General features: G+C 68.2%; 11 protein-coding genes. 5 read left to right on the top strand and 6 right to left on the bottom strand.

From position 1 onward, the window contains the following. Nucleotides 1–227: 227 nt before the first annotated feature. Nucleotides 228–1,343: an FAD-dependent monooxygenase gene (locus LDL21_RS28985; protein WP_225282566.1), complete on the bottom strand. Its 1,116-nt coding sequence runs from the start codon at nucleotides 1,341–1,343 to the stop codon at nucleotides 228–230. Nucleotides 1,344–1,505: 162 nt separating this feature from the next. On the opposite strand from LDL21_RS28985, the gene LDL21_RS28980 reads away from it, so the two are divergent. Further along, nucleotides 1,506–2,072, top strand: a complete 567-nt coding sequence (locus tag LDL21_RS28980; protein WP_225282565.1) for a TetR/AcrR family transcriptional regulator — start codon at nucleotides 1,506–1,508, stop codon at nucleotides 2,070–2,072. Between the two features lie 25 nt (nucleotides 2,073–2,097). On the opposite strand, the gene LDL21_RS28975 is transcribed toward LDL21_RS28980, so the two are convergent. Further along, on the bottom strand, nucleotides 2,098–2,520 hold the full coding sequence (locus tag LDL21_RS28975) for a MerR family transcriptional regulator (protein WP_225282564.1): 423 nt from the start codon (nucleotides 2,518–2,520) through the stop codon (nucleotides 2,098–2,100). 46 nt (nucleotides 2,521–2,566) lie between these two features. Here LDL21_RS28975 and LDL21_RS28970 point away from each other — a divergent pair, with 46 nt between their 5' ends. Further along, on the top strand, nucleotides 2,567–3,607 hold the full coding sequence (locus LDL21_RS28970) for an MBL fold metallo-hydrolase (RefSeq protein ID WP_225282563.1): 1,041 nt from the start codon (nucleotides 2,567–2,569) through the stop codon (nucleotides 3,605–3,607). Here the strand turns inward: LDL21_RS28970 and LDL21_RS28965 are convergent. Genes LDL21_RS28965 through LDL21_RS28950 form a run of 4 tightly spaced genes read right to left on the bottom strand, consistent with a single transcriptional unit; the run spans nucleotide 3,560 to nucleotide 8,552 of the window. Next, the gene (locus tag LDL21_RS28965) at nucleotides 3,560–4,990 is read right to left on the bottom strand and encodes a GntP family permease (protein WP_181697737.1); all 1,431 of its coding nucleotides are present in this window, start codon (nucleotides 4,988–4,990) and stop codon (nucleotides 3,560–3,562) included. The genes LDL21_RS28970 and LDL21_RS28965 overlap by 48 nt on opposite strands. Before the next feature lie 11 nt (nucleotides 4,991–5,001). Then, complete coding sequence (locus tag LDL21_RS28960; protein WP_225282562.1) at nucleotides 5,002–5,643, bottom strand: bifunctional 4-hydroxy-2-oxoglutarate aldolase/2-dehydro-3-deoxy-phosphogluconate aldolase; 642 nt, start codon at nucleotides 5,641–5,643, stop codon at nucleotides 5,002–5,004. Beyond that, the gene (locus LDL21_RS28955; RefSeq protein WP_225282561.1) at nucleotides 5,640–7,247 is read right to left on the bottom strand and encodes an N-acyl-D-amino-acid deacylase family protein; all 1,608 of its coding nucleotides are present in this window, start codon (nucleotides 7,245–7,247) and stop codon (nucleotides 5,640–5,642) included. Before LDL21_RS28955 ends, LDL21_RS28960 begins: the two co-directional genes overlap by 4 nt. Nucleotides 7,248–7,256: 9 nt before the next feature. Next, complete coding sequence (locus LDL21_RS28950) at nucleotides 7,257–8,552, bottom strand: type III PLP-dependent enzyme domain-containing protein (RefSeq protein ID WP_225282560.1); 1,296 nt, start codon at nucleotides 8,550–8,552, stop codon at nucleotides 7,257–7,259. Between the two features lie 145 nt (nucleotides 8,553–8,697). Between LDL21_RS28950 and LDL21_RS28945 the strand changes: the two genes are divergently transcribed. From LDL21_RS28945 to LDL21_RS28935, 3 genes are read left to right on the top strand one after another with little or no spacing between them, the layout of a single operon-like run. Next, entirely contained in the window at nucleotides 8,698–9,729 is a 1,032-nt protein-coding gene (locus LDL21_RS28945) for a sugar kinase (RefSeq protein ID WP_225282559.1), read from the top strand. Further along, on the top strand, nucleotides 9,726–10,496 hold the full coding sequence (locus LDL21_RS28940) for an IclR family transcriptional regulator (RefSeq protein WP_181697732.1): 771 nt from the start codon (nucleotides 9,726–9,728) through the stop codon (nucleotides 10,494–10,496). The genes LDL21_RS28945 and LDL21_RS28940 overlap by 4 nt, the downstream gene beginning before the upstream one ends. Before the next feature lie 4 nt (nucleotides 10,497–10,500). Continuing rightward, nucleotides 10,501–10,908, top strand: a complete 408-nt coding sequence (locus tag LDL21_RS28935; RefSeq protein WP_225282558.1) for a RidA family protein — start codon at nucleotides 10,501–10,503, stop codon at nucleotides 10,906–10,908. Nucleotides 10,909–11,005: the final 97 nt, after the last annotated feature.

The raw sequence follows: 11,005 nt of genomic DNA, 5'->3' as shown, positions 1-11,005 counted from the left end.
CCCCCCCCCCCCCCCCCCCCCCCCCCCCCCCCCCCCCCCCCCCCCCCCCCCCCCCCCCCCCCCCCCCCGGCCCCTCAGGGGCCGCGCTCGAGCGCGCCAGCGCTCCAAAAACACAGCCCAATACCCCCGTAGTGCACAAAACACCGCAGTGGTTCCGCACGGGCGAGAGTGCGGCAGGTACACCTACCAACACCGCCCGAAACAACGACCACTCCCCCAACCCAACCTCACGGCACCCAATCCAAAACCTTTCCCAGCGAACGAAACTGAGCACTGGCCGGAGTCATCCGCAAAGCCGCGTCACGAACCGCGACCAACGGCCGCGCGGACAATTGAGCGACAACCCCGATCGCTCCCGACCGCCGAGCGATCATCTGCGTACGAGGCCGACGCTCGAAGTCATAGCGACTCAACCCATCAGTCGTACCGGCCAACCGCGAAAGAACAACCGCATCCTCGAGCGCCTGACACCCACCCTGCCCGAGGTTCGGCGTCATAGCGTGAGCGGCATCGCCGAGCAGCGCGAGACGACCTGCGGTGAAGGTCGTCAGCGCAGGCAGTTCATAGATATCGTTGTGCAGCACCGTGCTCGGATCGGCAGCCGCGAGCAACGCCGGGATGGGATGATGCCAGCCGGCGAAGCGAGCACGTACCTCAGCGAAACTGCCGCCGACACCTTCCTCCGCGTCGTAGACCGCGAAGCAGTAGATGCGCCCATCGGGCAACGGCGCCATGCCGAAACGCGCACCCCGCCCCCACGTTTCGCCGAATTCGGTCAGTGGCTCGGCAATACCGACCACCGCACGCCACACCGTATACCCGGCATAACGCGGCGCGACCTCCCCGCAGACGGCCCGCCGCACGACGCTGCGAATACCGTCGGCGCCGACAACCAGATCTGCAGTGACCTCGCTCATGTCTCGCCCCGAGCCGGCCGAATGCACGACCGTCCCGTCCAGATCGGCCCGCTCCACCGAAATCCCCGTCTCCACAACCCCTTCCGGCAGAGCCGCCCGGAGAATATCCAGCAACGCAGCCCGATGGATCATCACCGGCGCCCCGAATCGACGCCGCATAGTCGCCACATCGGTCCGCGACAGCCATCTCCCACGCTCGTCCCGAATCCCCGCCGACACATCGTCCAACCCCTGCGCCCGCACCGCCTCGCCGACACCGAGCACGTCCAGCGCCCGCAGAGCATTGGGCCACAGCGAGATTCCCGCCCCGACCTCGGTGTACCGCGTTGCTCGTTCGAGCACCCGCACCGACCAGCCACGTTCGATCAACCCGAGGGCGACCGCCGTCCCCCCGATTCCGCCGCCGACAACAATCGCTGTAGCCATTCCGAACCCTTCGTATCGAGTGACGATCCCTGTCCGGGTACCACTTGCGGACCGGGAGGGGTTTCCACACGACGCCCTTCCCGGTGCGATGCCACCGTACTACAGCTGTAGTGCCTGACACTACGGGTGTAGTGTCCATCACTACGTCCGTAGTATCGAGGTGTGGCAACCAAACGCGAACAGATCCTCGACGCGGCCATCGAGGTATTGGGCACGCGCGGCTCACGTGGCCTTACCCATCGCGCCGTAGACCAAGCCGCCGACCTGCCCACCGGCTCCACGTCGAACTACTTCCGCACCAGGGAAGCGCTGCTGTGCGGAGTGGCCGAACGTCTCGAGCAGCGCGATCACGCCGATTGGAGCACCCTGCACCGCGTTCTCGGGCCGCCCACCGTCGACCACCTCGTCGACGCATTGGCCCGGTTCATCACCCACGCGACGACCGCCGACCGCATCCGCACCCAGGCCCGCCTCGCCCTCTTCGGCGAATCCCAAGCGATGCCGACCGTTGCCGAATCGCTGCGACGCGGGCACGGCCGACTACGCGAGCAGGCGGTCGAGCTCGCCGCTCAGGCGGGCATCGGCCCGGTCGATGCCGGAATCCTCGTCGACTACATGGACGGCGCGGTCATCCATCGCCTCACCGGCGCGGAGCACGGCAAAGACCCCCGCGAGGCGCTCGAACGGCTGACTCGAACCCTCTCGTCGCCTGCCCGAAAGGCGCGCTGACGCACCTCGCGGCCGACGCACCCGGCTACCCGAACAACGCGCCGATGCGTTTCGCCGCATCCTCGCGACTGAACCCGACGCACTCCGGACATTCATCGACGATCGGGTGTGTACAGCGCAGGACGTGGGCGAGGAATTCGATGGTGCGCGTGAGATCACGCACGCGCGCACCGAGTTCGGCCTGCTTGCCCGCGAAGAGTTCGACCCGCTCCGCACGCGACCGAGCCGCGAACAGGTCCTTGATCTCGGCCAGCGAAAGCCCGGCGCGCTGACAGAGCAGCACCAGACGAGCCCGCACCACCAGGTCATCGCTGTAGACCCGCTGACCACCCGGCGCCCGGGGCGGAACGAGCACCCCGACGTCCTCCCAATGACGGAGCACATGGGTGGCGACACCCAGTTCGACGGCGACATCACCGATTCGGCGCGGTCCGGCGGTATCGGTCACGTTCGCCTCTTTACTTCAGGTCCACCTGAAGTTTTAGCGTAGCTCCATGACAACCGAACACAGGGGCGAGCGAGTAGCGACGCCGGATATGTGGCAATGCTGCCGCGCCGCGACGACGGCGATCACCGGGGCTGTACTGCCGCGGCGACCCGATCGCCGATTCCTTTCCGCACTGCGCGACAACGGATTACCGCGTGGCTCGACAACGGTCGAACTGGTCGCCTTGGCGCAGAACGCCCGCAGCGTGCCGACCGCCGCCGTCGTCGAAGGTGTGTTCACTCCGCGCCGGATCGAATCCGCGATGACGGCCTTCGTTGTGCGGCACCCCCGGGCGACCTTCCTCGTCGACCCGGGCATCTGCGTCGACGTGCGGCGCCGGGCGATAGCCGAACTACCGCGGGTGCTGCGGCTCGCGGTGAACCCACCGAGCGATGTGCTCGACATCCGAGAGTCTTTGCAGCGCAACGGAATCGATGCCTACGACATCGACTTCGCGCTGCCCACCCACCTGCACTGGGACCATGTCGCCGGACTGCTCGATCTGCCGGACCTGCCGTTGCGGCTACATCGGCCCGAACACCGGTGGGCGATGACCGGCCCGGTCGCCCCCGTCGGCGGCGTGCGGCAAGCCGTCCGCGATCGCCCGCTCGATTGCTACGAACTCGACGGCCCGCCCGTCCTCACCTTCGCCGCGAGCCACGATCTGTTCGGCGACGGCGCGGTGGTGCTGGTCGATCTGGCCGGGCACACACCGGGCAGCATCGGAATTCTGCTCCGCACCGCACGCGGACCCGTCCTGCTGGCGGGCGACGCGGTCTGGCACAACCTCCAGACCACCGAGCTGCGGCAGAAGTCGGGCTACCCCGGTGCGCTGGCCGACGACGACCGCACCGGGGCCTGGCGAACGATCCATCGCCTGCACGCTGTTCGCGATGCGGTCCGCATCGTCCCCAGCCACGACCACCGGGCCGCCTGCGCATGGACCGAAGGCAGCGCGACCGGGCTGCCCACGCAGGACAGCCCGGTTTCGGCCGAACCGCTACACGATCGAGAACAGCAGCGCCGCGACCGCGAAACTCACCACTGACAACACGGTTTCGAGCACCGTCCACGTCTGCAGTGTCTGTTTCACCGTCATGTTGAAGTACTTCGCGATGATCCAGAAACCGCCGTCGTTCACGTGGCTGAGGATGATCGAGCCCGCGGCGATCGCCATGGCGATCAGGGCGATCGACATCTGCGAGTAGTTCTGCTCGGCGACCAGCGGGGCGACGATGCCGCCGGTGGTGACGATGGCGACCGTGGCCGAACCCTGGGCGATACGCAGGCCGCAGCTGATGAGGTAGGCGAGCACGATGACGGGCAGGCCGGCCGCCGACATCGTGTCGGCCAGGGCGGTGCCGATACCGGTGGCCGAGATGACCTTGCCGAAGAACGCGCCCGCACCGACGACCAGCAGCACCATGCCGACCGGTTTGAGCGATTCGGCCGTGATGACGCTGAGTTCCTGCACGGTGGAGCCACGCCGGATACCGAGCAGGTAGAACGCCACGAGCACGGTGATGAGCAGTGCCACGGCGGGCGTGCCGAAGAAGGTGAGCACCTGCAGCAGGGACGAATCCTTGTCCAGCAGTTGGTATCCGAAGGTGGCGCCGAGGATCAGTACCAGCGGGATGGCGATGATGGCGCCGATCAACGCCACCGAGGGTGGCGCCTTGGTGACCACGCCGGTGGCGACGATGCCGCCTTCCTCGTCGTCGGTGTCGGGTTCGAGCGGAACGAATTCCTCGGGAACCGGTACGAAGACGCGCTTGCCGATATAGGTGCCCCACAGGATGCCCGCCGCGATGAAACCCGGTATGCCGCAGACGAATCCCATCACGATCAACCAGCCGAGACTCACCCCGAGCAGCCCACCGAGCGCGACCGGGCCAGGATGCGGCGGCAGGAACGCGTGCGTCATGGACAGACCGGCCAGCATGGGCATGGCGTAGAGCACCAGCGATCGCCCACCGCGCTTGGCCGCGACGTAGATCAGGGGTGCCAGGACGAAGATACCGATGTCGAAGAACACCGGGATGCCGAAGATGAGACCGAGGATGCCCATCGCGACGGGCGCGCCCTTCTCACCGAACACCCGCAGCAGCTTGTCGGTGAGAACATCGGCACCACCGGATCTTTCGAGGATCGCACCGAGCACGGTGCCGAGCCCGATGATCACCGCGATGTGTCCGAGAATATTGCCGAAGCCGGTCTCGAGCAGCGACTCACCCGCCTTGAGCGGGGTGCCGACGATCTCGGAGACCGGTAGCCCGGCGGCCAGCGCCAATAACAGACCGGTGAGCAGCAGCGCGACGAACGGCTCCAGTTTGATCTTGATAATGGCGATGAGCAGTACGGCGATCGCGAGACCGCACAGCACCAGCAACCCGGGGGTGGTGGTGCGCAACCAGTCGACTGTGGCGCCCATGGACAAACCTCTCAATCCAGCGAATGAACGAAACGTGCGGCCCGCGAGCCGATCTCGGACCAGCGCGAGCTCGCGACGTCCAGGGGCGCGACCACCTCGGTGCCCGCGGTGACGGCGATGGCGCCCGCCTGCAGGTATTCCCGCGCGTTGTGCGCGTTGACGCCGCCGGAGGGAATCAGGAACACGTGCGGGAACGGGCCGAGCAGGTCTTTGAGGTAGGCGGGGCCGAGCGAGCGGGCGGGGAAGATCTTCACCGCTGCCGCACCCAGGTCGACCGCCGCCAGCACCTCCGTGGGTGTGAAAGCCCCCATGATGACCGGAATCTGGTTCGTCACAGCGACTTCGGCGACCTCCGGGCGCACCGCGGGGGTGACGAGGAACTGTGCGCCGACGTCGACGGCCGCCGCCGCCTGGTCGCGGGTGGTGACGGTACCCACGCCGATCACCGCGTCGGCGGCACTGCGCGCCTTCGCGATCGCGTCGAGCACACCGAGGGTGGTGAAGGTGAATTCGACCGCACGCAACCCCGCGCCGGCCAGTGCCTCGGCCAGTGCGACGGGATCGGGGACGGCGGGTGCGCGGACGACGGTGAGCGCCCGGTCGGCCCGGATCACCTCCATCGCCCGTGACGACGAGCTCAGCAGCGGATTCATCGGGTCTCCTCTCGCGTGGCGTCCATCCGCAGGGCACGACCGGCGCGGACCCCGGTCGCGGTGCCGTTCTCCACGGCGAATTCGCCGTTGACCAGCACATGCTGGATACCACGCGCCTGCTGACGTGGCTGCTCGAACGTGGCCGTGTCGTGGATCGTCGCCGGATCGAACACCACCAGGTCGGCGGCGAAACCGGGCCGGATCAGCCCGCGCTCGGCCAGCCGCAACCGGGCGGCGGGACGGCCGGTGAGGTGATGCACGCAGTCCTCGAGACCGAGGACGCCGAGCTCACGGACATAGCGCGACAGGTAGCGCGGGAAGGTGCCCCACGCGCGCGGGTGCGGGCGGGCGCCGACGAGCAAACCGTCGCTGCCGCCCATGTGCCCGGCGTCGACCATGATCGCGCGCACGTTCTCCTCGTGGCCCACGTGCTGCAGGATGGTGGTGGCCAGCTGGTCGCGGACCAGCAGCTCGAAGAACACCTCGACGGGCGCGGTGCCGCGCTCGGCGGCGATCTCGGCGACGGTGCGGCCGACGTGCTCGGCGAGTTCGTCGTTGCCGACACCGCTGATCTGGATGGTCTCCCACTCGACCGTGACACCGTGACACCCGTCGGACCCGTGCACGTCCACATCGGTGGCGATGCGGCTGCGCGCGGCCGGGTCGCCGAGCCGGTCCAGCGCGGCGTCGGGACCGCCCGACATCGCCCAGCTGGGCAGCAATGCCGACAGCGTCGTCGAGCCGGGCAGGTACGGATAGGTGTCGAGGGTGATGTCGCAGCCGTCGGCGCGGGCCTGGGCGATCGTGGCGAGCAATTCCGGTGCGCGACCGCGATTCACGCCGAAGTTCATGGTGGCGTGGGTCAGGTGCAGGGCGCAGCCGGTGGCCTTCGCCAGACCGATCATCTCGGCGTAGGCCTCCAGCGCGCCCGCGCCGTAGGAGCGGGTGTGCGGAGCGTAGAAGCCACCGTAGGAGGCGACGACGGCACACAGGGCGGCGAGTTCACCAGTGTCGGCATACATTCCGGGCGTATAGGTGAGCCCGCTCGACATGCCGACCGCGCCCTCGTCGAGCCCCTGTGCGAGCAGTGCGCACATCCGGTCGATTTCGGCGGTGGTGGCCGCACGCTGGTCGGCGCCCACGACGAGCAGGCGCAGCGTGCCCTGCGGCACCAGGTAGGCCGCGTTGGGCGTGATGCCCTGGTCGAGCCGGTCCAGGTACTGCCCGACGGTGCGCCAGGAGAAGTCGAAATCGGCGGGATTGCCGTTCCAGCCGGCGATCTGCTTGCGCACCAGCGCGAGTGCGGCGTCGTCGATCGGCGCGTAGGACAGCCCGTCCTGCCCGATCACCTCGGTGGTGACGCCCTGGGTGATCTTCGGGATGTGCTCGGGGTGGGTGAGCAGGTACAGATCCGAATGGGCGTGCATATCGATGAAGCCCGGCGCGAGGACCGAGCCCGGCCGCACACCGACCACGCGGGCGTCGGTGTGGATCGAGTCGGCGATCTCGGCGATGCGGCCGTCGTTGACGAGGACGTCACCGTGGGTACGTGGTCCGCCGGTGCCGTCGACGATATCGATGTCACGAAAGAGCAAGGAGGTCATGGTCGTCCGTCAGAAGTAGGTGCGGATGAGGTCGACCACGCGCGGGTGCGCCGTCTCGGCGGTGTCGATCACGGGAATGAGCCGCCATTTGTCGAAGGCGGTACAGGGATGCGAAAGACCCAACCGAACAACACTTCCCACGGGAAGATCCGCGAACGTGGCACCGGGCAGACGCAGGAAGGTGTGCTGGTCGTTGAGCGCGCTCACATGCGCGCCCGACGGGAGTGCCGACCCCCCGACCACGAGTTGCGGTGTCGGCAGGCCCTCGTCGAAGGGGAAATCGCGTTTGCCGCCGTCGAGCAGGGCGAGTTCCGGCTCCGGACGCGAGACGACCCGAGCCCAGCCGTGCATCGCCGAACGCAAGCCGGGGTCGGCGGCGGGGGCGCTCAGCGGGGAGATGCCCGCGTAGAAGCCGTCGTCGTGGACGAGGTACGCCCCGCTACGCAACACCACGGTGGTTGATCCCGGCGCGGTCGGCAGCTGATCCGATCCGAGGCTGGCCAGTTCCTCGACGACCAGTTCGGGATAGGCACTGCCACCCGCCGAGACGACAGCGGGCCCGGAATACAGCTCGCCGAGTTCGATGTGCAGGGAGGCGAGTTCGCGCAGATAGCCACGAACCGCGGTCAGCGCCGCGGGGGTGCGATCGTGGGCGAGCGCGCCTTCGTATCCACCCACGCCCGCCAGCACGAGACGTTCACTGCCCACCAGGGCGTGCGCGACCGCGAGCGCCTCGGCACGGGTCCGCGCACCGGTACGGCCATGCGCGCCACCCAGTTCGACGAGCACGCGGACCGGCGGACCGGGCGCGGTGTCGCGCAGGATCTTGTCCATCAGTTCGACGGTGGCGACGCTGTCGGCCCAGCAGTAGAACTCGAAATTCTCGTCGCGCGCCGACTCCTCGGCCACCCAGGCCAGCCCGATCGGGTCGACCAGCGCGTTGGCGAGCAGGATCCGGCCGACCCCGAAGGAGCGGGCGAGCTGTGCCTGCCAGGCGGTGGCCAGGGTGATCCCCCAGGCGCCTGCCCGCAGCTGTTCGCGCCACAGCTGCGGCGCCATGGTGGTCTTGCCGTGCGGGGCGAGCGCGACACCACCGGCACTGCTCCAGTCGGCCATCAGCGCCCGGTTGGCGTCGAGGGCGGCGCGGTCGAGGGTGAGCAGCGGCGTCTGCCAGTGCGTGAGTTGCGGTGTGCCCGTGAGGTATTCGCGGACCGTGTGTCCCCACGCTGCGGGTGGGCCGCTCTTGATGTGCGGACCGAGCAGCTCGGCGGCCAGCGCGTCGACGACATCGTTGTCGATGGTCACAGCATCCCTTTCCCGGCGGGTACACAGCCGGATCGGACATACCCGGCAGCTATTGCACTATGCGCAACGCAAGTTGCACTGAATGTTTCTGCTCGTTATTGTGCATGCAGACAGCAGTGACCGCAACCATGAAAGGTCCGACGAGGTGACCCACGCAACAAAGGCACAGCCCAGGGCGGTCACCGTCGGCGAGGGATTGGCGGTGCTCGTCGCCGAGCCCGGCCCGCTCGAACGCTCCGGGATGTTCGAACGTTGCGCCGGTGGCGCCGAGGCGAACGTGGCCTCGGTGCTGGCCCAGCTCGGGATATCGGCGGCGTGGCTGTCGCGGGTCGGTGACGACGGGTTCGGGCGCTACCTGACGGCCGAGCTGGCCAGTGCGGGGGTGGACGTGGCAGCGGTCGCGGTCGACCCGATGCGGCCGACCGGCATCTACATCAAGGAACGCGGCGGCGGCTCGCACGCGGCACACGACCTACCCCGGGGCGAGAGCCGTATGCACTACTACCGGTCGGGGTCGGCCGCCAGCGCGCTCTCGCCCGCCGACCTCGACGCACCGCCACTGGCACGAGCCGACCTCGTGCACTTCACCGGCATCACCCCCGCACTGTCCGAGTCGGCGTGCGCGCTCACCCGTGGCCTGCTCGACCGCCCACGACACGGTTCACTGGTCAGCTTCGACCTGAATTACCGTCCGGCCGTGTGGGGTTCACGAATCGGCGAAGCAGCCGACGAACTCGCCGCGCACGTGCGTGGCGCCGATGTCGTGTTCCTCGGCGCCGACGAGGCCACCGAGATCTTCGGTACCGGTGATCCGGCGGCCCTGCGTGGCCTGTTCCCCGAACCCGGGCAGCTGATCGTCAAGAACGACAAGCACACCGCGATCGGTTTCGACGGTGATCACGTGGTGGAAGTTCGCGCACTGAACCTCACCGTCACCGAACGTATCGGCGCCGGTGACGCTTTCGCCGGCGGCTACCTCGCGGCGCTGTTGCACGGCGCCGACCTGCGCACCCGCCTGCGCTACGGGCACCTGTGCGCGGCCGCGACCCTCACCGCCTCGGGCGATTCGGCGAAACTTCCACCGTCCCAGGAACTCCGGCGACTGGCCGCGCTTCCCGACGACGCCTGGACGGGGCTCACCTATCCACCGCGAGCAGATGGGACGATCGGGCCATGAGTCAAAGCGTGTCGCGAGCCCTGTCCATTCTGATCGCGCTCGGCGAGGACTCCCAGTCCCTCGACGAACTGGCGGGTCGGCTCGGGGTGCACAAGTCGACCGTGCTGCGGCTGCTGCAGACCATGCAGGCCGAACGATTCGTGGTCCGCGACGCAGTACACCGTTACTCACTGGGCAGCCGCATGTTCGAATTGGCAAGCCACGCACTGGAAAACCGGGATGTGCGCACGGTCGCCAGGCCGCATCTGAGCGCCCTCGGCACGACCACCGGCCAGACGGTGCACCTGGCCGCCTACGAGTCCGGCGACGCGGTCTACATCGACAAGGTCGATGCCGAACAGTCGGTGCGGATGTACTCGCGCATCGGCAGGCCCGCTCCCCTGCATTGCACGGCCGTCGGCAAGGTTCTCGTCGCCGCGCTGCCTCGACCCGAATGGGCCACGGTGGCAGCACGTTTGGACTACCACCCGTTCACCCCACGCACCCTGCGTACGCCGGAGCGATATCTCGCCGAGCTGGAAAGGGTTGCCGCCCAAGGCTTCGCCGAGGACCACGAGGAACACGAGAGTTTCGTCAACTGCATCGGGGTTCCTGTGCGCGACGGCATCGGCAATGTCGTCGCCGCCGTGTCGGTCTCGGTGCCCGATGTGCTGCTCGATCACGACCAGGTGCTCGCACTGCTGCCCCAGGTGCGTGCGTGCGCCGATGCCATCTCCACCGAACTCGGCTGGGATCCCCGCCGAGCCGTCCCCGCGAGGAAAGGCTGAACCAATGTCCGACAAGATCGCCGTCCGCACCTCCGACGCTCCCGCCCCCGCCCACACCTTCTCCCAGGGCGTGCGCAAGGGACCGTTCGTCCAGGTCTCCGGGCAGGGTCCGGTCGACCCGGAAACCAACGAGTACCTGCACCGGGGTGACGTGGCCGCCCAGACCACCCGCACCCTGATGAACGTGAAGGCCATCATCGACGCGTCCGGCGCCACCTTCGACGACGTGGTGATGTTGCGCGTGTACCTCACCAAGCGCGAGGACTTCGCGATCATGAACGAGGCGTACGGCGAGTTCGTCACCAAGCACACCACCGACGGAGTGCTGCCCTCGCGCACCACCGTGTTCACCGGTTTGCCGCGCGCCGAGATGCTCGTGGAGATCGATGCCGTGGCGATCGTGACCGATTGAGCGACTGCGTTTCCCGCGATGCGAAGGACACCGGAGCGGGGCTCGTGTTGAGATGGGGCGGGCCCCGCCTGGGGCCTGTTCGACCCGTCCTACCCGA

Origin of the sequence: Nocardia rosealba, assembly GCF_020216065.1 — a bacterium.
Classification (GTDB): Bacteria; Actinomycetota; Actinomycetes; order Mycobacteriales; family Mycobacteriaceae; genus Nocardia; species Nocardia rosealba.
Note: the sequence above shows the minus strand (reverse complement) of the source record. Positions and strands in the feature narration are given on the sequence as shown.